This window comes from Roseibium sp. TrichSKD4 (assembly GCF_000148725.1).
GTDB lineage: Bacteria > Pseudomonadota > Alphaproteobacteria > Rhizobiales > Stappiaceae > Roseibium.
The window spans coordinates 133,173-154,655 of the sequence record NZ_GL476315.1; the positions used below are offsets into that span (position 1 = coordinate 133,173).

Below are 21,483 nucleotides of genomic sequence, written 5' to 3' on the forward strand. Positions count from 1 at the left end.
CGTCGCTGGCGGGGCTGTCTGTTGCCGAATATGCGCCAAACTTGGTGAAAAAGACCGTGGTCGGTACGGGGCATGCCGAAAAGGACCAAATCCGTGCCATGGTGAAAGTGCTGATGCCAAAGGCGGTTTTCAACAGCGATGATGCTGCTGATGCATTGGCCATTGCCATTTGCCATGCCCATCACCGAAAAGTGGCTGCAACAGTCATGAACAAACGGGGTGCAGCATGATCGGTAAGCTGAAAGGCACCATAGATAGTTACGGCGGTGACCATGTCATTATCGATGTGCATGGTGTCGGGTATCAGGTGCATTGCCCATCTCGGATCTTGCAGAGTTTGCCGCGTGCTGGCGAAGCGGCGGTCCTGTTCATTGAAACGGTTGTCCGCGAAGACATGATCCGCCTGTTCGGGTTTGGTGATGAAGCTGAACGAGAGTGGTTTCGCCTGCTGACGACCGTGCAGGGTGTCGGTGCAAAAGTCGCTCTTGGTATTCTTGGGATTTTGAAGGCAAGTGAAATTGCCAATGCGATTGCCTTGTCGGACAAGGCGACCATCACGCGGGCACCAGGGGTAGGTAAGCGGGTGGCTGAGCGCATCCTTTCAGAACTCAAGGACAAGGCACCCAGCTATGCGAGCGTTGATGATGCGACGGTCGCTGTCAGCCAGAGTGTCTCAGACGATGTTGCTGCGAGACCTGTTGCTGAAGCGGTGTCTGCCTTGACCAATCTCGGCTACGGTCAGCCGCAGGCTGCCGCTGCTGTCGCGAGAGCGGTCCAAAGCGCGGGCGAGGATGCCACGACTGAAACCCTGATCCGCCTCGGTTTGAAGGAACTGGCGCAATGATTGCCTTCACTTATGCCGCCATTGCCATCTTTTTTATCGTCGCTGGCCTCGGGGGCATCATGTATCTCGACCATCGGTTCTCCCTGACGGTTGTCGGGCGAAACTACGCCATGAAAGGGCGTAAGATCGAAACGGATGATCCTTATGTTCGCAGTCAGTATCGCAAATACTATGCGATGCGTGTTGCCTACTCGCTGTTCTTGCTGGTGCTGCTGTTTTGGATGGTAAGTCATGTCGGATGATCAACGGCTTGTTACGCCGGAAATCCGGGGCGATGAGATCGACAGTACCATGCGTCCGCAGGCACTGGATAACTTTGTCGGTCAGGCGCAGGCGCGTGCTAATCTGAAGATTTTTATCGAGGCAGCCAAGGCTCGGGGCGAGGCGCTTGACCATGTGCTGTTTGTTGGCCCTCCGGGTTTGGGCAAGACAACACTCGCGCAAATCATGGCGCGGGAACTTGGTGTCAATTTTCGGGCGACCTCCGGACCGGTGATCGCCAAATCTGGGGATTTGGCCGCACTTTTGACCAATCTGGAAGAGCGGGATGTTCTCTTCATTGATGAAATTCACCGTCTTAACCCAGCAGTTGAAGAGGTGCTTTATCCGGCAATGGAGGACTACCAGCTTGATCTGATCATAGGGGAGGGGCCTGCCGCCCGTTCCGTGAAGATCGATCTTGCCAAGTTCACGCTGGTTGCTGCAACCACTCGATTGGGCCTTTTGACCACACCCTTGCGTGATCGGTTCGGGATACCGGTGCGGCTGGAGTTTTATACGCAGCCTGAGCTTGAACACATCGTCAAACGAGGTGCCCGCATTGTGGGTGTCGGAATGGCTGATGATGGTGCAACGGAAATTGCAAAGCGTTCTCGTGGAACACCGCGTATCGCAGGTCGCCTGCTGCGCCGGGTCCGGGATTTTGCAATTGTTGAGGGCGTTGATAGCGTTGACCGAGCGCTGGCCGACAAAGCGCTGTCGCAGCTGGAAGTGGATGCTGCCGGGCTGGATAGCCTTGATCGGCGTTATCTCAATCAGATTGCGCGCAACTTTGGGGGTGGGCCGGTAGGCATTGAAACGATTGCAGCGGCCTTGTCAGAGCCGCGCGATGCCATCGAAGAAATCGTTGAACCCTACTTGATCCAGAATGGGTTTTTGCAACGAACGCCGCGCGGCCGGGTTTTGACCAATGTTGCGTTCTCCCATTTGGGGCTCGCTGTTCCTGACCGCCCGGATATGCCGCAACTCGGCCTGTTCAGTGAACCGGACTAGTCGGCTACTCAACTACCCGGGCAATTGAGGAGACAGATGTGAGCAATTGGCCGGATTTGGCAGGACGCCTCGAAGATAGCACGCATATCCTTCCCGTTCGGGTCTATTACGAAGATACAGACTTTACCGGGATCGTTTATCACGGATCTTATGTGCGTTTTTTTGAGCGTGGCCGTTCCGATATGCTCCGGATGATCGGCATTCACCACGCTGAATTGCAAGAGGGTGGGGCAGACGGTCGCTCACTTGCTTTTGCAGTCCGTGGCATGACCCTCGATTTTGCTCGACCTGCAACGATTGATGATGTGCTCACAGTGCGCACACAGCTATTATCGGCACGCGGCGCAAAAATCGAACTCCATCAGGAAATCTGGCGGGAAGTCGAAAAACTTGTCAGTGCAAATGTCACAGTCGCGGTGATCACATCTGAGGGCCGGCCAACGCGTCTCACAGAACGGATGCGTGAAAGCCTTGGCAAAATCACCCCGGCCAGCTGAGGCTTTTTGTCCCGATTATCCGTCAAGTTCGCAATATTACTAAAAAGTTATCGGGAATCCGCGCCCTGTTAAGGCTGCGGTAACCATAATTGATTCCTCTAGGGCTGATGTAATTCGAAGCAGGAAGTCCCAGTTTCGCCAAAATCCGGCGTCAAGGAGGCTGCGAGACTGGCCTGCGGGTCAGCGCTGTATTTGCCTGTCTTGAAAAGCGCGCGGTATTTTTTCGACCAAGAGGTCTAAGGGTTCAATGGAACAACTTGTTCAGACGACACTGTCGGCGCCAGAAGGGGATCTGTCTTTCTTCTCGCTGTTTTGGCAAGCCCATATTGTCGTAAAGATTGTCATGCTCGGTCTGGTCGTTGCATCTGTATGGTGCTGGGCGATCATGATTGACAAGGCGTTGCTTTATATGCGCGCCAAACGTCAGATGAACCGCTTTGAAACGGTGTTCTGGTCAGGCAGTCTCTGGAAGATCTCTATGGAACGCTGCAGAACCGGACCAATCACGGTATGGCCGCGATTTTCGTTGCTGTCATGCGCGAATGGAAGCGCAGCCATGAAGGCGCGCGCCCGGCCATCGCCAGCCTGCAGCAGCGCATTGACCGCGTGATGGATGTCACCATCCAGCGTGAGGCCGAGCGGCTTGAAAGCCGTCTGTTGATCTTGGCGTCTGTCGGCTCTGCCGGACCATTCATTGGCCTGTTCGGAACTGTCTGGGGCATCATGACCGCGTTTCAGGCAATCGCGAATGCAGAAAGCACAAACTTGGCTGTCGTTGCGCCTGGTATTGCGGAAGCGCTTTTTGCGACCGCGCTGGGCCTGCTTGCCGCAATCCCGGCGGTGATCGCCTACAACAAGTTTTCCTCAGACGTTGGCAAGGTTGTAGGCCGAATGGAAGGCTTTGCGGACGAGTTTTCTGCAATCCTGTCCCGTCAGATAGACCAGAGCGTATAAGCCATGGGCATGAATGTCGCATCCGGGGGCGGGTCAGGTGGTGGACGGAGACGCCGCCGTCGGCGTAGCCAACCCATCAGCGAAATCAACGTGACGCCATTCGTGGATGTCATGCTGGTGCTGTTGATCATTTTCATGGTTGCAGCGCCACTTTTGACTGTGGGAGTGCCGATTGATTTGCCCGAGACACGGGCAAAAGCACTGGAAGGCGACACTGAGCCGATAACGATTTCGATCAACTCCGCAGGACAGATCTTCATTCAAGACACCGAAATCGCGTTGGAAGAAGTGGTTCCGAAACTCGGGGCCATTGCTGAAAATGGCTACGAAGAGCGGATTTATGTGCGCGGTGATCAAACCGCTGACTATGGCACCATGATGAAGGTCATGGGCCGTATCAATGCTGCCGGGTTCAAGCGCCTTGGCCTTGTGACCCTTGAAGAACAGGATTCGTAACGCGCCATGCGTGTCGGTCTTATTGCATCCGTGGCGGGCCATTCGGCCATTTTCCTCTGGGGGCTGATCGTCTTTCCGGGTGCTGACACCTTGCCGACGCCGTCTGTGGATCCGCTTCCTGTCGAACTCGTTCCGATTGCAGAGCTGACGCGCTTGCAAAAGGGCGAAAAGACTGCCGAGGAAATTCGCGAGGTTGCAGCTCTGCAGCCAAGTGAAACGCCTGTGGAAGATGTTCCCACTCCGGCTGAAAGGCCAGGTGAACAGCAAGTCCAGCAACCGACACCGCCAGCCCCGGCGCCCGAACCTGCCCCGGAACCTGAACCAGAGCCCGTGGCAGAACCGGAACCGGCACCAGAGCCGGAACCTGAAGTCGCACCTGAACCCAGCCCTGAGGCGGAACCTGCACCTGCTCCGGAACCGCAGCCAATCATCACGCAGGCGCGGCCACGGACCAAGCCGAAGCCACCGCGTCCAGAGCCGCAGCGCCAAGAGAATTTCAACAGCCAGATCTCGGCGCTTTTGAACAAGGTTGAGCCGGAAGGTGGGGCCTCGTCTGCTTCGCAAGAACCTGTGTCACTTGGATCTCGCCGTGGGCAGGAAAATGTCCAGATGACACAGTCAGAGCTGGATGCCCTGCGTGGTCAGGTATCGGCCTGTTGGAACCCACCTGTTGGGGCTGCAGGAGCGGAAGACTTGCGGGTGCGCGTCCGGTTTAATCTTGATCAATCCGGAGGTGTATCGGGCAGTCCGGAAGTGATCAACAACAGCTCAAATCCGGCCTTCCGGGCCGCTGCGAGCAGTGCCGTGCGCGCTATCATGCGCTGCGCGCCTTATTCCCTTCCCATTGCCAAGTATGATGCGTGGGAGGAAGTCATCCTGAATTTCGATCCCAAGGAGCTTTTGGGCGGTTAGTATGTCGCATTACCAAGGAGTCGAAGGCCTTATGCGTTCAACAGTCAGTATTCGCGGTTTGCAGTTGGCCGCTCGTGTCGCGTGCTTGATGCTGGTGGCCTTTGCGGGTTTGCTTACGGCCCTTGGCCCGGCGCGTGCCTTGATCGAGCTTGATATTACCCAAGGCAACATCGAGCCCCTGCCGATTGCCCTGCCTGATTTTGCAGCGGCTGGCAGTGACCCAAAGCTTGCATCGGACATGATCGGTGTAATCACGGCAGACCTGAAACGCTCTGGTCTTTTCAAGCCATTGGATCCGGCCAGTTTCATCCAGAAAAACATGGATGTGAACACCACGCCGCGTTTCGGGGATTGGCGGACAATTGGCGCTCAGGCTCTGGTCAGTGGCACTGTGTCCAAGCAAGCCGATGGTCGCCTGCGGGCTGAGTTTCGGCTCTGGGATGTCTTTGCTTCTGAGCAGATGTTGGGACAGCAGTTTTTTACCACGGAAGAAAACTGGCGTCGTTTGGCTCACATCATTGCCGATGCGATCTACGAGCGGTTGACCGGTGAAAAGGGCTATTTTGATACCCGGATTGTTTATATTGACGAAACGGGGCCAAAGGACAAACGGGTCAAGCGCCTAGCCATCATGGATCAGGATGGCGCGAATGTTCGCTATTTGACTAAAGGCGATGACCTTGTGCTGACGCCGCGCTTCTCGCCGACCAGCCAGGAAATCACCTACATGTCCTATTCAGGGGCAGACCCGAGTGTCTATCTCCTGAATATTGAGACCGGACAGCGCGAGATCGTTGGCAATTTCCCCGGTATGACCTTTGCGCCGCGGTTTTCGCCGGACGGACAAAGTGTTGTCATGAGCCTTCAGCAAGGCGGAAATGCCAATATCTTCAAAATGGATTTGCGCTCGCGTCGAACCACACGGCTTACAAACACAGCCGCAATTGATACGAGCCCGTCCTATTCGCCAGATGGCAGCCGGATCGTGTTTGAATCCGATCGCGGTGGAACCCAGCAACTCTATGTCATGAGTGGAAATGACGGGAATCCGCTGCGGATCTCGTTTGGTCCAGGCCGCTATTCAACCCCGGTCTGGTCCCCGCGCGGCGATCTGATTGCCTTCACAAAAATGCATCAGGGCCGGTTCATGATTGGTGTAATGAAACCGGATGGCAAGGGTGAGCGGATTTTGACCGAGGGCTATCACAATGAAGGTCCAGCCTGGTCACCAAACGGCCGTGTTCTGGTGTTCTTCCGCGACACACCGGGCGCAAATGGTGGGCCGCAGGTTTGGACCGTAGATTTGACGGGTTACAATGAGCAGCGTGTGAACACACCAGCCTTTGCGTCCGACCCCTCATGGTCACCCTTGATCGATTGAACCAATATGGGCGAACCGGGAATTTCTGGTTCGCTTTCGTAAATTAGGTAAAAATTTACCATGTTTGCCAACGCCGCCTTAACCATAGTTGGATAGCAGCTGGACATTCAGTCGGGCGGGTGGCTGGCAGTAGGAGATGAGAATGGCTTTAGTAAGCGAACTTGGTCGAGGTGCGAAGCTGTTCGCGACCGTGGCTATCCTGATGTTTTTGGCTGCATGTGCCCAGACCAAGCCGGATCTGGCAGGCGGCGCAGGTAATGTTGCGCCGGGCAGTGGACAGGACTTCGTGGTCAATGTCGGCGACCGGATCTATTTTGCTGAAGATCAGTCAACCCTGTCTTCGCAGGCCCGCGCCACATTGGACAAACAGGTTCAGTGGTTGAACCGTTATTCCCAATACACGGTTACTGTTGAAGGTCACGCGGATGAGCGCGGCACTCGTCAGTACAACCTTGCACTCGGGGCCCGCCGTGCGAACTCCGCTCGGGACTATCTTGTATCTCGCGGCATTTCTACAACGCGTATCAAAACCATTTCCTACGGCAAAGAACGGCCTGTTGCTGTGTGTAACAATGACAGCTGTTGGACCCAGAACCGCCGTGCTGTAACCGTGTTGAACAACGCGACAAACTAAGCCTTGGCTTCGTCAATACCGACGGGCTAATAAGACAAGTGGGCCATCAGATTACGATCTGATGGCCTTTTTCGTGATCCTGTCAAAATTTGGCCGAACTCGACGCGCCCTGTGGTATCGGTATTTGGGTGACATCTGTCGGCATGGATTTGCCGCTGCTCGGAGGAAGGAATGGGAAAAGCACGAGTGCTCGTGATGGGTTTGGCTGCATTGCTGGTGGTGATGACCAGTATGCCGTCCCAAGCGCAGCTGTTTGGAAAACGAAATGACGATTCAGCCGTTCGTCTCAATGAAATGGAAGAGCGTTTGCGTCGGTTGACCGGCCAGATCGAGCAATTGACCTATCAATTGCGCGAAATGCAGGAACAAATGCGGCGTATGCAGGAAGACAATGAGTATCGCTTCCAGCAACTTGAAAGCGCGCCCAATGGCAAACGATCCGATCTTGCACCGTCCGGAAATTCAACGGCTCAGGCCGGGTCTACGGGTATCTTGGGCACGTTGCCAGTTGATGGATCCGGCGATGGGAATTGGGATCAAACGGGTGGATATCAAGATGGAACCGGCGGAGAGACGACCGGCGGTCCCATCGACCTATCTGCGCTTGCCAATGGTCAGATCAATCCCGGTGGCAGCAATGCACTGAGGTCTGTTGCTCCTGAGCAAACGGTCCCGGATACAGGTGATCAAATTGCCGGATTGATTGCCACCGGAAATCCGCGCACCGATTATGACAGTGCTTATGGTCTTGCGGTGAACGGTGACTACCAAGGCGCTGAAAACGGTTTTCGGGCCTTTTTGTCGAACTATCCCGGGCACCAGCTCTCCTCCAATGCCCAATATTGGTTGGGCGAAAGCTTGCTTGCCCAAAACAATTATCGGGATGCGGCAGACGCCTTTCTCAAAACCTATACAGATCACCCCAATTCATCAAAGTCCGCTGATAGCCTCTTGAAGCTCGGTGTCTCTCTGCGTGGTCTTGGCGAGATTGACGCCGCATGTGCGACTTTCACAGAACTTTTGAATAAATTCCCGAACGCGGCTCCGGCTCTGCTTTTGCAGGCGCGTGATGAACAGCGCAGGGCCAATTGCGCTTAAAGCGATGGGACTTGATGTGAGCGCTCTTGCGCCGACGGATATCGATCCGCTTCTGGATATTCTTTCCCCTTATAAGTCGATCACATTAGGCGTGTCGGGCGGTGCCGATTCCCTTGCGCTTTTGTTTCTTGTGGTCGAATGGAAAAAACGGCAATCATGGTCCGGCGCACTTGATGTGGTGACTGTTGATCATGGTTTGCGGGCAGAAAGCGCGAAGGAGGCGCGGTTTGTCTCTGATATCTGCCGCAGCTTACAGGTCCGACATACAATTTTGGAATGGCGACCTGAGGGCGCACTTTCAAACCTCCAAGGCCGGGCGCGTGAAGCCCGCTATGCCCTTATCGCAGAGCACATGGAAGAGAGCAGCTCCGAGGCGCTGGTTCTCGGACATCACCTTGATGACCAAGCGGAAACATTTCTTGACCGATTGACCCGTGGGAGCGGTGTCTATGGCTTAAGTGCGATGGCTTCCGTCGAACACCAAGGTCCAAATGGGCTTCAAATCGTTAGGCCATTGCTTTCACTCTCCAAAGACCAGCTTGTTTTGTCGTTAGAGGCGAGAGGGCAAAGTTGGGTCGAAGATCAAAGCAACGAGGTTGAAGCCTATAAGCGCGTTCGCCTCAGAAAATTGCTCAAAGGCCTTTCGGATGAAGGCCTTTCTCGAGACGGACTTGCGGAGACTGCAAAGCGGATGCGAAGAGCCCGCGAGGCTTTGGAAGAGTGGGTTTCAAGCTTTTGGTCAACACGTGTGACACAGCATCCAGCAGGGCCATTGGCAATTTGTTTTGATGCCTGGCAGAATCTACCACTTGAGATGCGCCTTCGTGTGTTGTCCCAGGCTTTGTCCGCGACTGCTGGAATGGAGTATCCTTCCAGACTTTCAAAACTTGAAGCACTGGAGGCTGACCTACAAAAACAAGCTCAGCTCAAGAAAACTATGAGCGGATGCATAGTGTCAAAGACTGTCCGTCATCTTTTGGTTTGGAAAGAAGTCGGGCGAAGTGAAATTCCCTCCGTCGGCCTTGCAAAGTTCATGAATGGTTGCAGGCGGCGTATTTGGGACGGTCGGTTCGAAATAACGCTGGAAGACCAGTTCGGTGAGCTCGGAGATGCCATGTCAATCGGCCAATTGATTACGGCTCCCAAGCCGGAAGAAGAGTTTGCTGATTGTGCACCATGGCCTAAGGAGGCGTTTCGGGCATCACTTGCCATTTATGAGAACGAGCGCTTGTTGCTGGTGCCGGGCCTTTATGCGAATCGCAACCGCAATTTGGACGGTTTGAAAATTCAGATTGTGGGACGAAAGTCCTAGGCGTACAGCCGTTTTTCGGGCGCCAGATTATTTTGCCTGCCAATCAAATTCTCTTGATGAGGCGACATCGGCATAATCACCGATAAAAACTCGACTTATTTTAAGAAAAAACTCAAAGAGATTGAGCAAGAATGGCGCACCGCCTTGGCATAGCCTTCATGCCGACCTATCTTGGCTCCTAAGTGGAACCCCGTGTACAGGCCATACCGGATGGCCGAGGGAAAGAAATGAACGCACATTTTCGCAATTTCGCATTGTGGGTGATTATCGCCCTATTGCTGATCGCTCTGTTTCAGCTGTTTCAAAGCCCGGCGCAAACCGGTGCGACGAACGACATTCCGTTTTCGGACTTCCTGAACAGGGTCGAGCAAGGTGATGTCAGGGATGTCACCATTCAGGAGCAGCAGGTCACAGGACATTTCGTCAGTGGCGGAGCGTTCCAAACTTATGCACCGGACGGAGCGCAGTATGTCGAGACGCTTCAGGGTAAGGGCGTAACGATTAACGCACGACCCAAAGCAGAGGGCATTTCGCTTGTCGGGACGCTGATTTCCTGGTTCCCGATGTTGATCATCTTGGGTATTTGGCTCTTCGTTATGCGGCAGATGCAAGGTTCTGGCGGCAAAGCGATGGGTTTTGGCAAGTCCAAGGCCAAGATGCTGACTGAGGCCAATGGCCGGGTCATGTTCGAAGACGTTGCGGGCATTGACGAAGCCAAGGAAGACCTGCAAGAGATCGTCGAATTTCTTCGCGATCCGCAGAAATTCCAGCGCCTTGGTGGCCGTATTCCGCGTGGAGTTTTGCTTGTCGGTCCTCCTGGTACCGGTAAAACCCTGACAGCGCGTGCCGTCGCCGGGGAAGCAAACGTTCCGTTTTTCACGATTTCTGGTTCTGACTTCGTTGAGATGTTTGTCGGTGTTGGTGCAAGCCGCGTTCGGGACATGTTCGAACAGGCCAAGAAAAACGCACCTTGCATCATCTTCATCGATGAAATTGATGCGGTTGGTCGTCATCGTGGCGCAGGCCTTGGCGGCGGCAATGATGAGCGCGAGCAAACGTTGAACCAGCTTCTCGTGGAGATGGATGGTTTTGAGCCGAATGAGGGCATCATCATCATCGCGGCGACAAACCGTCCGGACGTTTTGGACCCGGCATTGCTGCGCCCGGGCCGTTTTGACCGCCAGATCGTGGTACCAAATCCGGATATCACTGGCCGTGAGAAGATCCTCAAGGTTCACATGCGCAAGGTGCCGTTGGCTCCGGATGTCGATGTGAAGACACTCGCACGTGGTACGCCGGGCTTTTCTGGTGCGGACCTGATGAACCTCGTCAATGAAGCAGCTCTGCTTGCGGCGCGTCGCTCCAAGCGCCTGGTGACCATGAGCGAGTTCGAAGACGCCAAGGATAAGGTGATGATGGGCGCCGAACGTCGGACGCTTGTCATGACCGAGGAAGAGAAAAAGCTGACCGCCTATCACGAGGCTGGCCACGCACTTGTTGCCTTGCATCAAGAAGCATCTGATCCAATCCATAAGGCGACGGTCATCCCTCGTGGTCGCGCGCTCGGTATGGTTATGCGCCTTCCGGAAAAGGATCAGGTTTCCCTGACGCGCGCTAAGTGTAAGGCAGACCTTGCCGTTGCGATGGGTGGCCGCGTGGCTGAAGAAATGATCTTTGGCTATGAGAAAGTGACATCGGGTGCTTCTGGCGACATTCAGATGGCTACCAAGTTGGCTCGTGCCATGGCGACCCAGTTCGGCATGTCCGACAAGTTGGGTCCTCTTCTCTATGGTGAAAATCAGGAAGAGGTCTTCCTTGGACATTCGGTTGCCAAAAACCAGAGCGTCTCTGATGAAACGCAAAAGGTGGTTGATGCCGAGATCAAGTCTTTCGTGAACCGTGGATATGAAACGGCGAAGAAGATCCTGACAGATCATGAGGATCAGCTTCACACGATTGCGCAAGGTTTGCTTGAGTATGAGACCTTGTCGGGTGACGAGATCAAAGACCTGTTGGATGGGAAGCCACCTGTGCGCGACACGGATGATGACCAGCCGGTTGGTCGCGGTTCTGCTGTTCCATCTGCTGGAGCAAAGCGCGGCGGCGATGAGCCAAGTGGTGGTGGTTTGGAGCCTCAACCACAGGCCTGACCCTGATCCATTCTCAAAATTATGGAGACGCCCGGTTGATTGACCGGGCGTTTTCTTTTCCAAACGTTACAGAAAAACACAATAATTGAACTGCCGATCAGCGTTTAAGGGATTAAGAAGCCCTCACAATACGCAAGGGATGAGTTTTTCATGCGAAAGTATTTCGGAACCGACGGTATTCGTGGTCGTGCCAATGTGCCGCCAATGACAGCAGAAGCTGCACTCAAGGTCGGCATGGCTGCTGGTTTGACCTTCAAGAACGGCGGGCACAAACATCGTGTTGTTATCGGCAAGGACACACGCCTGTCCGGCTACACGATCGAAAACGCACTTGTCGCCGGTTTTACCTCTGTTGGAATGGATGTATTCTTACTCGGTCCAATGCCGACACCCGCAGTTGCAATGTTGACCCGGTCTTTGCGGTCAGATGTGGGGGTGATGATTTCTGCATCTCACAATCCTTTTCAGGACAACGGCATCAAATTCTTCGGCCCCGATGGCTTCAAACTGTCTGATGAGGTGGAGATGCAGATCGAAAAGCTCATGGACAGCGACCTGAATTCCTACCTCCCGGATGCTTCCGAGCTTGGGCGGGCGAAACGGATCGACAGCGCTCAGCATCGTTATGTTGAATTTGCGAAGCGCACCTTGCCGCGGGCGATGAGCCTGGAGGGGCTGCGTGTCGTTGTCGACTGCGCAAATGGCGCGGCTTACAAGGTGGCTCCTGAAGCCCTGTGGGAGCTTGGCGCTGAAGTTATTTCCTTAGGCGTCGAGCCAAACGGTACGAACATCAACAAGGAATGCGGCTCCACCTATCCCGAGGCGCTGTCGCGCAAGGTGCAGGAAGTCCGTGCCGATATCGGCATTGCGCTTGATGGTGACGCAGACCGGGTCATCATTGTTGATGAAAACGGTGCGGTCATTGATGGTGATCAGTTGATGGCGGTCATCGCGCAGTTCTGGTACAAGCGGAACCGCTTGGCTGGCAACGGTATTGTTGCAACCGTCATGTCAAATCTCGGGCTGGAGCGCTATCTTGAAAGCTTGGGCCTAGGACTTGCCCGGACAAAAGTGGGGGATCGCTATGTGGTGGAACATATGCGATCTCACGGGTTTAATATCGGAGGGGAGCAGTCCGGTCACATTGTGTTGTCTGACTTTACGACAACTGGGGACGGCTTGATTGCGGCACTGCAGGTTCTGGCCTGTATCAAAGATCAAGATCGCCCGGTGTCAGAAGTCTGTAAACGGTTTGATCCGGTTCCGCAGCTCTTGAAGAACGTGCGTTATTCGGGTGGAAAGCCTTTGGAACTTGATAGTGTCAAAGCCGCTATTTCTGAGGGCGAGGCCCGCCTTGGGAAGGAAGGGCGTCTTGTCATTCGGGCCTCCGGGACAGAGCCTCTAATTCGGGTTATGGCAGAAGGGGACGATGCCGCCTTGGTGCGGGAAGTCGTCAATGAGATATCTGACGTGGTGGCGCAGTCCGCAGCCTGACTGTTGCACTTATTGAAATGATAAACAGGCGTGCTGTCGGGCACGCCTTTTTTCTTTATAAAATGTAAATAATATTTCTGAATGGTAAGGTTTAATTAAGGTAAAAAAACGCAGTTAAAGAACAGGGTTAAGTTCGTCTTAATCAATTTTCACCATGATCCCAAGGTGACTCAAGTGCGAACCGCAGCTGACATGCGGATGCTTGAACTGAAGACGAGGACATGGACATGTTTTTAAAGAGATTGTCTTTGGCTGGCGCTGCTGCGGTCATGTCAACCGCGGCCATCGCCGCCGATCTCCCGGCACCGATCATCGAACACGTGCCAGAAATACCGGCTCCAGCCGCTGTTGGCGGCGGGTTCTATCTGCGTGGTGATATCGGCTATAAGATTTATGGGGATCCGACCCAGGAATACAGCGATACCACCCTCGGCGACATTCGGTATGATCGGGAAAGTCTTGATGATACCTGGATGATTGGCGTCGGCGTTGGTTATAAATTCAACAAATATTTTCGTACTGACCTTACTATCGACTATGAAGCAGCGGCTGAAGCAGTCGGGTATGTTGAATGTGCTCATCCGTGTGGTAGCACTTCACGGGATACAGCTGACATAGATGTTTGGACAGTTATGCTCAACGGATATGTTGATCTGGCGACCTGGAACAAAATCACACCATATGTAGGCGCTGGTATCGGAGCCGCCTATGTGAACACGAGCGACTTCTATTCCGGAAGCCCAACGACTCCGTATCAATTCGACGGCTCGAACGGTGAATGGAACTTTGCTTGGGCCTTGATGGCTGGTGCTTCTTACGCCGTCACGAATAATTTCGCGATTGATGCGGGATACCGCTATAAGGATCTCGGTGAAGCCAAGACCACAATTCTTCACAATGTGGGCTCGAAAGATAGTCGGATGGAATACAAAGACCTAACGGCACATGAGTTCCGGCTAGGTGCGCGTTACACCTTTGGTGGTGGCGCTGCAGCAGCTCCTGCTTATTATCCTTCAGGACCGATCAGCAGCAACTTCTGATCGCACGCAGAAAAGAGTTTGGAAAGGGTCGGACATCTACCGACCCTTTTCTTTGCGTAAAAAGTTTGACGCGCTTCCAGAATGCCCGTACTCCTGACTGTGGGACACCCCTCCCCAACGAGGGGTAGCGAGCATTCATTTAAATCATTGTAATTATTATATTATTTTCTTTGCAGTTTTGGCGTGTGCCACTGGTGTGTCAAAAACCCGATCGATTACACCATTGTCTTCGCTTGCGTGGCCGTAGGTCCGGAAGAGCTGCTGGGTGTCTTTCCACCCTCCGCGCTTTGCAACGGTGACCGGGTCCACACCGGCCTGAAGCATTGTCGTCGCAAAGCCGTGACGGCAGGCGTGAAAGGATAGGTGTTTTATTCCTGCTCGCTTGATCACCTTGTTCCATTGTATTTTGGCGGTGTCACGCGAGGAGTATTTGAATACCTTACCTGTGCGATCCCCTTCGATGTTGGCCATAGCGGCAACCAGGTGGGCAGGTAGATGCGCTCGGCGTTCGTCCATGATCTTCGTCTGGCGAATGAGGGCTTTTCGATCTGTTAGGGATACGTCTTCCCAATGCACATTGAGCGCTTCTGAAATGCGTGCGCCAGTGCAGAACATGAACAATGCCAATGCGCCCAAGTGAGGATTGGCGGAGACCATGAATCGCTCGATCCAAACCGCAGTTGCCGGCTCTTTTTCTTTCCGCTCAACGGGGAAACGCTTAACAGAAACTCTGGAGCATAGTTCCAGTTCAGCAGCGTGATTGATGATGGCTTGGGTGGGAACAATGACCTGCCGGTTTCGTGTCGCCGCACCGGCATTGGGGTAAAGATCGAGGGCGCTTTTTCTGATTGCGCCTGGTGTGATTTGATTGACCAGAGTGTTTTTCCAGTAGTCTTCAACTGGAACAAGGAACCTGTCGGACTTCTCGGCCTCGCGATGGAGGAGAGCTGCTTGCGCAAATGTCAGGACTGCTTCTGGGCCATTGAGATGACTTTGCCAGTACCGCGCTTCGACCTTTGCGGCGATTTGCTGCGCGGTCGTTTTTTGCGTCGTTCGACAAGATCCGCGTAGTCGATGTCCGGCAACAGTTCCGGCGTAGTGCCAGACTTCGCCTCGTTTGTAGAGCTTGAGTGGCATGGTCTATGCGCCTCCACTATCCGTTGCACATCTTCTGCGGTCAGCTTCATGCTTTTGCCGAACACATGGCAAGCGCCAATTTGTCGGGCGATCTCTCTAATTCGTCGCTCAGAGCATCCAACATATTCGGCAACTTCGCCAGGAAGGTAATATCTCGGAAGAATGTCTCGCAAGCTGCTCATCTGGTGCGCCTCAGTGCTGACGGTTGGAAATGATGTGCTGCCCTGGCCGGTGTTCCGGCTTCAGGGCAGCGGAGCGCGCGATGGGGCGTGCTTGTTGGTTCAAGTGCGGCCTCTGCGCTTCAGGGGGGAGCGCAGAGGCCGGGCGGGCCCCATGCCTTTCTTGTCGTCTGCCGGGGAGGAGGACGGCAAACGACGGCATTCTTGCGGGGCGGGAAACTGTTCAGAGGAATTTACGTCTGGCCAAGCATTGAATTGATGGCGCTGACGAGAGCCGCTGCATTCGCGGAATAGGATCAGTGCGGTTAATGCGGCGGAAGTTCCAATGGCGATGTATGGGGCATTTAGTCCTGCGATGACGAAGATCAGTTCCCACATTCCACTACCTCCTGAATAATCCCTAAAACGATTGGTGTTCGGCAGATTTTGTGACTGCTTTTTGATTGCCGTTATGCCGGTCTCTTTCGGTAGGAGGACGCGTCACGCGGATCAAAGTAGCGGCAATATTCTGACAATAAATTGCCAAATAGGTAATATTGGTTTGATCGATTCGGTAAGAAATTGATCAAATGGCTGAATATAATGGCAATTCTCCGCCCAACCCGGTGGGGAGACTGTGTCAAAATTCAAAGAGGGAGTAGTTCGCGTGATCGTCAATAAGCTTGAACTTCAAGATGCATCCGCTCAATTAAAAGCACAAATCCATGCGCTCAATAGGATAAGTGCGGTCCGGCTAATCCATGATATTGCGGCAATGGAAGAGGTTGCCGAGCTGATTGGCAAAGGCAGTTTGGGCCATCACTTTGCTCGGAACGCAAATGATCTATCACCCGGCCAGCTAATGGTAATCGCCGCATATAATGAAGATGGCGCTCCCGTTGGAATGGTCGCTGCCCGACGTGATAGCGTGCCGGGTTGGGATTTAAGAACTTTCTTGGCTGCGCACTGGCTTAGGTTATATCCCGGGGAGAAGCTGGGCACGTTCGCAACATTTGATGAAAACAGCAGTCAGTATGCGTCCGGCCTCAAGGGGGCATTTGCATATATTGGTGATGGGTGGATCTCAAAGGAGTATCGCGGAGGTAACTTGCTTGCCCTCATACAGCGCTGGCTCCTTCTTCTTGTCTACGATGAATGGAAGCCAGACTTAATTTATGGTTGGATGCGTCCTGATAAAGTTCGGAGCGGCTACGCAGCGCGTTGGGGTTATTCGATTGTTTATCCAAAAGGCATCACGTGGAAGATCAAACCGAAGCAAACGGATCTGCATGACTTGTATTTTGTGGCCGTTGATCAACACGGAATTCGTCAATTGATTCTTGATGAAACTGTTGAATGTAGCGGTTAGAGGAAAAAGAGTAACAGGCTATAATATTCGCTCCCGCCTTGGTTGAGACGGGCAGGATTAGGCGCTCATAGACCAGGTCTATTTTGTGTGTTTTTAGTTTGAATGGTGTGGTGACCAGGTCGTAAGCGGGGCGCTGTGTGTTGTGCGCTATTGTGTATTGTCGCCCAACTAACTCTCTATAGTCTCGATCAAAGGCGGCTGCGGCTGTTTCAGCGTTATCTGCCCATTCCCTGCCCATTATCTTTGCGGCCAGTGCTTCTTCCCCGCAATAGAGAATATCAGGAGAGTTACCGTCAGCGTTGGCTGGATCGAGCAATACTAACTTGGGCAATGCGTAGCATAAATCATCAAGGAGGTGACCTTTGCTAGCTTCCCAAGAAGTCAAAAGATCTTTTGATAGTTCGTCAGCGAAGCCGTTCGATATCGCTTTGATATCAAGCGAAACCACTTTTCCATTCATGTTCATACCGAGGTGATCTTGATCGCGCATAAGCGCTGTAGGCGAGACGCCATGATCAAAGGCCTAATTAAGTCATCGAACTGGATCACTTGTTCATCAGTAAGTTGGTCCACCTGATAATGACGAGCAACTCTGTAGCAAATCGCCTGCGCAATGCCGTCCAATTTTTCCTGCCTGATAGAGGCGAGCGTATCCAATAAAATATCACTTGGATTGTACGGAGACTTGTTTTTGTAAAGCGGAGCTAGTTGTCGAAAATGCATGGCTCAATCTTCTTCAGTAACGGGGGCGTGTTGAGCTGCTATGTCCGAATAAGCCTGCTCTAATATTATCGCAAAGTCTGCATTGGAGCCGCGCCCACCAAGCATGGTTTGTTCTATGGCACGTGCTCGTTCGTATGCTTTTTTGAAAAGATTCGGATCAATTAATAGCGCATCGTTAGCTGAATGGCCGCTAAGTGCTTCCTGTGCTTCTAATATGTCTGCGGGATGAGTGCCCAACAGGCTGTAGAATTCATCTACAGATTTCCCGCTGATTTCCGCCAATTTCTCGATGTGTTCAGTGGTTATTCGTCGTTTGTTGCTTCCCATCCGTGACAGGTGGGTTGCTGATACGCCTAGTTTTTCGGCGAGTTTCTCACCGGTGAGGCCGGTAAGTGATTTGGCTAGGGAAATAGGGCTCTTGGGCATAACTAAATTATTGCCCGTTAAAATCAACGGTCTAGCGCCTATTTGGCAATCTGATGGGTATGGTTTTTGATCAAATATATTGCCTTAAAGGTAATATTGCGGCAATTATTGCTAAATGGTTGCGCTAAAGACATACTTGAAACGAGAAGGCATCACCGGGAATGACTTCGGCGAGAAGGTCCGGGTTAGTGCCTCTACAATTTCGCGGATTTGTAGTGGCAAACGATTGCCGTCTGCACGCCTTGTGCGATTGATTGTCATGGAAACTGCTGGAGCTGTCACGGCGGTTGACCTCCTGAATTTGAACCTAGTTTCCACCTCGAGAAACAATAAGTCATCCCGCAGAGCTGAAGAAAATTGCGGGGTGGATCAATGAACGCACCCCGTCCAGCAGATCCCAACGCACTCAGGCGGATCAAGATTGCGACCCAACGCAGTATCGAGCTGTGCGGAGGTCAGGAAAGTACGGCAACAATTACCCGTGTCGGGCGCAATACACTCTCCGACTACAGCAACACGGGAAGTGAGCGGCACCAAGCGACATACATGCCGGTTGATGTGCTGGCTGACATCATTCTTGACCGAAAGCAGTCGGGTGAAGTGCCAGCATTGCTTCATGAGCTGTGTCGGTTAGCGGGCGGGCGGTTCGTCAAGCTTCCGGAACCGGATACGTCAGCCAATGCCCGGCAGTATGAGTTGGCAGCAGCGGGTGTTGCCCTTTTGGAAGCTGGAACCGCCATTGCCCGCCAAGTCGCTGGCCCGTCAGAGGTGGAGTTTCCCGCTGTCATGAGCGCCATTGAAGACGCGCTTGGCAAGCTTTTGGAAGTTCAGTCTCAATTGAAAGCCGGCTCTCCCTTGCCCGTTACCGATAAGGAGGGCGGGGAATGACAAGATTTGTTCCTTCATCCGGGATAAAACAGAGCTGGCTGAGAGTCCTACCGCCAGCACCGACCAATGACAATTCAGGTGTCGTTGAAGTGGGGAGAGCCGAAGTCCACGTTCAGCGTACGCTTTACCCGCTTCGCTTCGGGCTTTGGCTCAAAAAAATATACATTCGAAAACTTCTCGCATACCCGGCAGGGCTTCTCGTGCTGTCCTCCCTGCAGAATGCTTATGTGCGCATTCTCATAGCATTTTGGGCAGGCGTAGTGCTTTGGCTGTTCTTTTGCGTGCTCTTCTTTAAGGCGGTACACGAGGCTACCCGAGGCCGTTTCCCAAAGCTCATAGCGGTCAAGTTTGTTTTGCAGTTTTTCTGTGTCCAGAGCCGCCTGTTTGAACTGAAGCAGTTGCTCCTGAAGCTCCATATTCGCCAGCTTCGTATCCATAATCTGCTGCATAAGTTCCGTGACAAGCGGCTGAAGCTCTTCACGGTTTGGGAGCTTCGGTCGCTCCGTAAGGGCTTTAAGCTTCTTAACAATGTCGAGGGCGGTGCTGGCATGTCGAAGGCCTTGGCCGAGAGCATTGGGGTCGCGTGTCAGCATCTCGATGATGTCGATCATGACACCCTCCTAAACCTGTTTCTTGGGAAAAGCTGCAAACCCCGCCAGGGGTCGAGAATCTCCACTAGTCGAAAGGCAGGTGGGGGATGACAGCATCAGCCGCTAAGTCGTTGCACTGCGATTTCCAAGGCGCAGCCGGGTTTTCAGCACGCAAGGCGTTCATCATATTCACTTCCTTCTGCTTGTTTCAGATCGAGGTGATAGGGGCCGGTGCGCGTCGCCAGGCGCACCGGCTCTGTGCATACATTAACAGGCTCGCTTGTTACTCCCTAGTTACCGCTCTCCATCTCCAAAATGATCCACAAGGGATCGGGGTGCCCTTAATGGCGCGTGAGGTGCGGTTATGACCTCTGGAACGATCATTGAGGCCCTGCCGTGGGCAGCGCTGACGGCACGCGAAAAAACAAAAGCTGTCAGCCATTGCTTTGAAGCAGGCTTAACCGTGGCTGAAACCGCTGAGCGCTTGTCGGCTACATATGGAGTGGTTTCTGACGGTGCTGTGCGGGGGCTAGCCTTCCGCCAAGGGCTTCGGCCAAACCGGGACGCAGATCGCGAAGCCTTTGACAGGCTTAAAGCCGACCGGGCCATGCGCGGAAAGTCTCGGGTAAAATCATCCCCCGCGCCGCGAGTTACTCCCGAGGCTTACCCGGTCATTTCCCATGAGATCCGGGGGAGCGCTGTCAACATCTTCACGGTGAAGCAGGGGCAGTGCCGGTTTCCGCTTTGGGGTCATCAGAAAGTCCCAATTGGTCAGAAGCTCTTTTGCGGGAAGCCTGCCATAGAAGGCCAGAGCTTTTGTCCTGCTTGCTATGAGCGGACCCATCGCAGGCCGGGAGAGGGTGAATGACCGTCTCCGATCATCAAATCCTTGCCTTGTTCACCATGGCGCGGGCCGTGCATCTGGATCGCTCGCGCCCCTTTGGTCTGTTGCCCTGGTTGTTGGCACGGCGGATTGGCATACGAACCGAGCAGGTGCATGCGCTCTATGACGGAATGCCGGAGCGCATCGGGACGACAGCCCGCAAAAAGCTTCTGGCCTTTAATGGCTTGACTGAGGCAGACCTTACGAACCGTCCTGACTTTTCAATGCCGGAGCCTGTTGCCGAACAAGCGGCGATCGAGGCGAAAGTGCTGGCCTATCGCCTGACGGCGGGAGGCGCGGCATGAACGAGGATTATGCGCATCTTCTGCAGGATGCTCGTCTGAGTTTTGTCCGTGTCGGAACGGCTTTGAAGGCTGTGATGGCGACGCGCAACATGACCCTAGCTGAGGTGGCGTCTGAGAGCCGCGTCTCTCGTGCAACGTTGAGCCGGGTCTCCAATGGCTTTCAGGTCGGAACTCTTGAATTTTTGAAAATCTGCATTTGGGCGGACCTCAATCCGTTTGAAGCGTTGTGCTCGCTGGAACCGTCCGAAGACACACTGGATGTCTTGTTGTTTCACGGGAAAGCACCTCAGAAACCATCTGAAAAATCTCAGGAATTTGAAACGGAGAGGCCAGATAATGGGTAAATACTCCGATTTCAAACGCATTCCCAAAGACCTCTACATGACGCGTGATCCGCTGGCCGCGGCGCGTCTCATCCCGTTTTTGAAGGCAGAAGGGATTATGAGTTTTGTCGAGCCTTGTTATGGCTGGGGGCACCTTGTCGGGCCATTGACGGCGGCAGGGCTGGAATGTCGGGGGCGTTACGACATCGAGCTGCGGGGCAGGGCGGTCAAGGATCATCTTGCGCCTGCCGCCTTCGGAACCTTGCAGCGACGCGACGGGTGGCAGTTGTCCTTTTTTGATCTGCATAACGCAGATGCGATAATCACCAATCCCCCATGGACACGAGCTGTCCTGCACAGATTGATCGCCCGGTGGGCGTTCATGGTGCCGACATGGCTGCTGTTTGACGCTGGCTGGAAGCACACACGGCAAGCGCGTCTCTTGATGCCGCTTTGCACTGACATTATGGCTCTGCCGCGTCTTCGCTGGTTTCCGGGAACAACCTCCAAGGCAGCAGATGATTGCTGCTGGTACCGCTTCCATGCGGCAGAGGCGGAGCGCATGGATTGCGCCCGTTTCTGGCCGCTCGGGTCAAGTCCGAAAAGTGATGGAAGCAGGAGGGCGTTGTGATGCTCG

26 protein-coding genes and 1 pseudogene are annotated in these 21,483 nt (G+C 53.7%); 22 read left to right on the forward strand and 5 right to left on the reverse strand.

Annotated elements, in window-relative coordinates:
• The 15 genes and pseudogenes from TRICHSKD4_RS14085 to TRICHSKD4_RS14155 all read left to right on the forward strand — a co-directional run.
• Window positions 1–230 (forward strand): crossover junction endodeoxyribonuclease RuvC (locus tag TRICHSKD4_RS14085; protein WP_040616930.1); only part of this gene is annotated, 230 nt, incomplete at its 5' end.
• Window positions 227–844 carry a Holliday junction branch migration protein RuvA gene (gene ruvA, locus TRICHSKD4_RS14090; protein ID WP_009759627.1) on the forward strand — a complete coding sequence of 206 codons (618 nt, stop codon included), beginning with the start codon at window positions 227–229 and terminating at the stop codon, window positions 842–844. The genes TRICHSKD4_RS14085 and ruvA, both read left to right, overlap by 4 nt.
• A complete protein-coding gene (locus TRICHSKD4_RS14095) occupies window positions 841–1,086 on the forward strand; it encodes a hypothetical protein (protein WP_009759628.1) in 246 nt (81 codons plus the stop codon). Before ruvA ends, TRICHSKD4_RS14095 begins: the two co-directional genes overlap by 4 nt.
• On the forward strand, window positions 1,076–2,116 hold the full coding sequence (gene ruvB / locus TRICHSKD4_RS14100) for a Holliday junction branch migration DNA helicase RuvB (protein ID WP_009759629.1): 1,041 nt from the start codon (window positions 1,076–1,078) through the stop codon (window positions 2,114–2,116). The genes TRICHSKD4_RS14095 and ruvB overlap by 11 nt, the downstream gene beginning before the upstream one ends.
• A gap of 38 nt (window positions 2,117–2,154) precedes the next feature.
• Complete coding sequence (ybgC, locus tag TRICHSKD4_RS14105) at window positions 2,155–2,613, forward strand: tol-pal system-associated acyl-CoA thioesterase (RefSeq protein ID WP_009759630.1); 459 nt, start codon at window positions 2,155–2,157, stop codon at window positions 2,611–2,613.
• 247 nt (window positions 2,614–2,860) lie between these two features.
• A pseudogene (gene tolQ, locus TRICHSKD4_RS14110) lies at window positions 2,861–3,567 on the forward strand (protein TolQ).
• A 3-nt stretch (window positions 3,568–3,570) separates the two neighbouring features.
• A complete protein-coding gene (tolR, locus tag TRICHSKD4_RS14115; RefSeq protein WP_009759632.1) occupies window positions 3,571–4,023 on the forward strand; it encodes a protein TolR in 453 nt (150 codons plus the stop codon).
• Window positions 4,024–4,029: 6 nt separating this feature from the next.
• Complete coding sequence (locus tag TRICHSKD4_RS30785) at window positions 4,030–4,935, forward strand: hypothetical protein (protein ID WP_009759633.1); 906 nt, start codon at window positions 4,030–4,032, stop codon at window positions 4,933–4,935.
• A 31-nt stretch (window positions 4,936–4,966) separates the two neighbouring features.
• Entirely contained in the window at window positions 4,967–6,316 is a 1,350-nt protein-coding gene (gene tolB / locus TRICHSKD4_RS14125; RefSeq protein ID WP_009759634.1) for a Tol-Pal system beta propeller repeat protein TolB, read from the forward strand.
• A gap of 142 nt (window positions 6,317–6,458) precedes the next feature.
• A complete protein-coding gene (pal, locus tag TRICHSKD4_RS14130) occupies window positions 6,459–6,950 on the forward strand; it encodes a peptidoglycan-associated lipoprotein Pal (RefSeq protein ID WP_009759635.1) in 492 nt (163 codons plus the stop codon).
• Window positions 6,951–7,121: 171 nt separating this feature from the next.
• Window positions 7,122–8,048, forward strand: coding sequence for a tol-pal system protein YbgF (gene ybgF, locus TRICHSKD4_RS14135; protein WP_009759637.1), 927 nt, complete (start codon window positions 7,122–7,124; stop codon window positions 8,046–8,048).
• The gene (tilS, locus tag TRICHSKD4_RS28195; RefSeq protein ID WP_009759638.1) at window positions 8,020–9,360 is read left to right on the forward strand and encodes a tRNA lysidine(34) synthetase TilS; all 1,341 of its coding nucleotides are present in this window, start codon (window positions 8,020–8,022) and stop codon (window positions 9,358–9,360) included. The genes ybgF and tilS overlap by 29 nt, the downstream gene beginning before the upstream one ends.
• A gap of 227 nt (window positions 9,361–9,587) precedes the next feature.
• Entirely contained in the window at window positions 9,588–11,510 is a 1,923-nt protein-coding gene (gene ftsH, locus TRICHSKD4_RS14145; protein ID WP_009759639.1) for an ATP-dependent zinc metalloprotease FtsH, read from the forward strand.
• A 150-nt stretch (window positions 11,511–11,660) separates the two neighbouring features.
• Window positions 11,661–13,004 (forward strand): phosphoglucosamine mutase, encoded by a 1,344-nt coding sequence (glmM, locus tag TRICHSKD4_RS14150; RefSeq protein ID WP_009759640.1) that lies wholly within the window; start codon window positions 11,661–11,663, stop codon window positions 13,002–13,004.
• A 227-nt stretch (window positions 13,005–13,231) separates the two neighbouring features.
• Window positions 13,232–14,044, forward strand: a complete 813-nt coding sequence (locus TRICHSKD4_RS14155) for an outer membrane protein (protein ID WP_168157031.1) — start codon at window positions 13,232–13,234, stop codon at window positions 14,042–14,044.
• Window positions 14,045–14,200: 156 nt separating this feature from the next.
• Here TRICHSKD4_RS14155 and TRICHSKD4_RS14160 read toward each other — a convergent pair whose 3' ends face one another.
• Window positions 14,201–15,181 carry a site-specific integrase gene (locus tag TRICHSKD4_RS14160; protein ID WP_009759642.1) on the reverse strand — a complete coding sequence of 327 codons (981 nt, stop codon included), beginning with the start codon at window positions 15,179–15,181 and terminating at the stop codon, window positions 14,201–14,203.
• 281 nt (window positions 15,182–15,462) lie between these two features.
• Window positions 15,463–15,738, reverse strand: coding sequence for a hypothetical protein (locus TRICHSKD4_RS14165; protein ID WP_009759643.1), 276 nt, complete (start codon window positions 15,736–15,738; stop codon window positions 15,463–15,465).
• Window positions 15,739–16,006: 268 nt separating this feature from the next.
• Between TRICHSKD4_RS14165 and TRICHSKD4_RS14170 the strand changes: the two genes are divergently transcribed.
• Window positions 16,007–16,708, forward strand: a complete 702-nt coding sequence (locus TRICHSKD4_RS14170; RefSeq protein WP_009759644.1) for a hypothetical protein — start codon at window positions 16,007–16,009, stop codon at window positions 16,706–16,708.
• Here the strand turns inward: TRICHSKD4_RS14170 and TRICHSKD4_RS30280 are convergent.
• Window positions 16,605–17,198: a hypothetical protein gene (locus TRICHSKD4_RS30280; protein WP_139052124.1), complete on the reverse strand. Its 594-nt coding sequence runs from the start codon at window positions 17,196–17,198 to the stop codon at window positions 16,605–16,607. The genes TRICHSKD4_RS14170 and TRICHSKD4_RS30280 overlap by 104 nt on opposite strands.
• 236 nt (window positions 17,199–17,434) lie before the next feature.
• Window positions 17,435–17,884 carry a helix-turn-helix domain-containing protein gene (locus TRICHSKD4_RS14180; RefSeq protein ID WP_139052125.1) on the reverse strand — a complete coding sequence of 150 codons (450 nt, stop codon included), beginning with the start codon at window positions 17,882–17,884 and terminating at the stop codon, window positions 17,435–17,437.
• An 88-nt stretch (window positions 17,885–17,972) separates the two neighbouring features.
• Here TRICHSKD4_RS14180 and TRICHSKD4_RS32355 point away from each other — a divergent pair, with 88 nt between their 5' ends.
• Window positions 17,973–18,233, forward strand: coding sequence for a helix-turn-helix transcriptional regulator (locus TRICHSKD4_RS32355; RefSeq protein ID WP_040616897.1), 261 nt, complete (start codon window positions 17,973–17,975; stop codon window positions 18,231–18,233).
• A complete protein-coding gene (locus TRICHSKD4_RS14190) occupies window positions 18,230–18,745 on the forward strand; it encodes a hypothetical protein (protein WP_040616898.1) in 516 nt (171 codons plus the stop codon). Before TRICHSKD4_RS32355 ends, TRICHSKD4_RS14190 begins: the two co-directional genes overlap by 4 nt.
• Before the next feature lie 74 nt (window positions 18,746–18,819).
• Here TRICHSKD4_RS14190 and TRICHSKD4_RS14195 read toward each other — a convergent pair whose 3' ends face one another.
• Window positions 18,820–19,356, reverse strand: a complete 537-nt coding sequence (locus TRICHSKD4_RS14195) for a hypothetical protein (RefSeq protein ID WP_040616899.1) — start codon at window positions 19,354–19,356, stop codon at window positions 18,820–18,822.
• A 343-nt stretch (window positions 19,357–19,699) separates the two neighbouring features.
• Between TRICHSKD4_RS14195 and TRICHSKD4_RS14205 the strand changes: the two genes are divergently transcribed.
• The 4 genes from TRICHSKD4_RS14205 to TRICHSKD4_RS14220 are packed head-to-tail and all read left to right on the forward strand — an operon-like array spanning window position 19,700 to window position 21,477.
• Complete coding sequence (locus TRICHSKD4_RS14205; protein ID WP_009759650.1) at window positions 19,700–20,203, forward strand: GcrA family cell cycle regulator; 504 nt, start codon at window positions 19,700–19,702, stop codon at window positions 20,201–20,203.
• Window positions 20,200–20,523 (forward strand): hypothetical protein, encoded by a 324-nt coding sequence (locus TRICHSKD4_RS14210; protein WP_009759651.1) that lies wholly within the window; start codon window positions 20,200–20,202, stop codon window positions 20,521–20,523. Before TRICHSKD4_RS14205 ends, TRICHSKD4_RS14210 begins: the two co-directional genes overlap by 4 nt.
• Window positions 20,520–20,867: a helix-turn-helix transcriptional regulator gene (locus TRICHSKD4_RS14215; protein WP_009759652.1), complete on the forward strand. Its 348-nt coding sequence runs from the start codon at window positions 20,520–20,522 to the stop codon at window positions 20,865–20,867. The genes TRICHSKD4_RS14210 and TRICHSKD4_RS14215 overlap by 4 nt, the downstream gene beginning before the upstream one ends.
• A complete protein-coding gene (locus TRICHSKD4_RS14220) occupies window positions 20,860–21,477 on the forward strand; it encodes a hypothetical protein (protein ID WP_009759653.1) in 618 nt (205 codons plus the stop codon). The genes TRICHSKD4_RS14215 and TRICHSKD4_RS14220 overlap by 8 nt, the downstream gene beginning before the upstream one ends.
• The last annotated feature ends 6 nt before the right edge of the window (window positions 21,478–21,483 follow it).

Excerpts from the sequence above, each read along its gene's own strand:
- ruvA (WP_009759627.1), top strand. The coding sequence starts at position 227 with ATGATCGGTAAGCTGAAAGGCACCATAGATAGTTACGGCGGTGACCAT.
- TRICHSKD4_RS14095 (WP_009759628.1), top strand. The coding sequence starts at position 841 with ATGATTGCCTTCACTTATGCCGCCATTGCCATCTTTTTTATCGTCGCT.
- ruvB (WP_009759629.1), top strand. The coding sequence starts at position 1,076 with ATGTCGGATGATCAACGGCTTGTTACGCCGGAAATCCGGGGCGATGAG.
- tolR (WP_009759632.1), top strand. The coding sequence starts at position 3,571 with ATGGGCATGAATGTCGCATCCGGGGGCGGGTCAGGTGGTGGACGGAGA.
- TRICHSKD4_RS30785 (WP_009759633.1), top strand. The coding sequence starts at position 4,030 with ATGCGTGTCGGTCTTATTGCATCCGTGGCGGGCCATTCGGCCATTTTC.
- tolB (WP_009759634.1), top strand. The coding sequence starts at position 4,967 with ATGCGTTCAACAGTCAGTATTCGCGGTTTGCAGTTGGCCGCTCGTGTC.
- pal (WP_009759635.1), top strand. The coding sequence starts at position 6,459 with ATGGCTTTAGTAAGCGAACTTGGTCGAGGTGCGAAGCTGTTCGCGACC.
- ybgF (WP_009759637.1), top strand. The coding sequence starts at position 7,122 with ATGGGAAAAGCACGAGTGCTCGTGATGGGTTTGGCTGCATTGCTGGTG.
- tilS (WP_009759638.1), top strand. The coding sequence starts at position 8,020 with ATGAACAGCGCAGGGCCAATTGCGCTTAAAGCGATGGGACTTGATGTG.
- ftsH (WP_009759639.1), top strand. The coding sequence starts at position 9,588 with ATGAACGCACATTTTCGCAATTTCGCATTGTGGGTGATTATCGCCCTA.
- glmM (WP_009759640.1), top strand. The coding sequence starts at position 11,661 with ATGCGAAAGTATTTCGGAACCGACGGTATTCGTGGTCGTGCCAATGTG.
- TRICHSKD4_RS14155 (WP_168157031.1), top strand. The coding sequence starts at position 13,232 with ATGTTTTTAAAGAGATTGTCTTTGGCTGGCGCTGCTGCGGTCATGTCA.
- TRICHSKD4_RS14160 (WP_009759642.1), bottom strand. The coding sequence starts at position 15,181 with ATGCCACTCAAGCTCTACAAACGAGGCGAAGTCTGGCACTACGCCGGA.
- TRICHSKD4_RS14165 (WP_009759643.1), bottom strand. The coding sequence starts at position 15,738 with ATGTGGGAACTGATCTTCGTCATCGCAGGACTAAATGCCCCATACATC.
- TRICHSKD4_RS30280 (WP_139052124.1), bottom strand. The coding sequence starts at position 17,198 with ATGCGCGATCAAGATCACCTCGGTATGAACATGAATGGAAAAGTGGTT.
- TRICHSKD4_RS32355 (WP_040616897.1), top strand. The coding sequence starts at position 17,973 with ATGGTTGCGCTAAAGACATACTTGAAACGAGAAGGCATCACCGGGAAT.
- TRICHSKD4_RS14190 (WP_040616898.1), top strand. The coding sequence starts at position 18,230 with ATGAACGCACCCCGTCCAGCAGATCCCAACGCACTCAGGCGGATCAAG.
- TRICHSKD4_RS14195 (WP_040616899.1), bottom strand. The coding sequence starts at position 19,356 with ATGATCGACATCATCGAGATGCTGACACGCGACCCCAATGCTCTCGGC.
- TRICHSKD4_RS14205 (WP_009759650.1), top strand. The coding sequence starts at position 19,700 with ATGACCTCTGGAACGATCATTGAGGCCCTGCCGTGGGCAGCGCTGACG.
- TRICHSKD4_RS14210 (WP_009759651.1), top strand. The coding sequence starts at position 20,200 with ATGACCGTCTCCGATCATCAAATCCTTGCCTTGTTCACCATGGCGCGG.
- TRICHSKD4_RS14215 (WP_009759652.1), top strand. The coding sequence starts at position 20,520 with ATGAACGAGGATTATGCGCATCTTCTGCAGGATGCTCGTCTGAGTTTT.
- TRICHSKD4_RS14220 (WP_009759653.1), top strand. The coding sequence starts at position 20,860 with ATGGGTAAATACTCCGATTTCAAACGCATTCCCAAAGACCTCTACATG.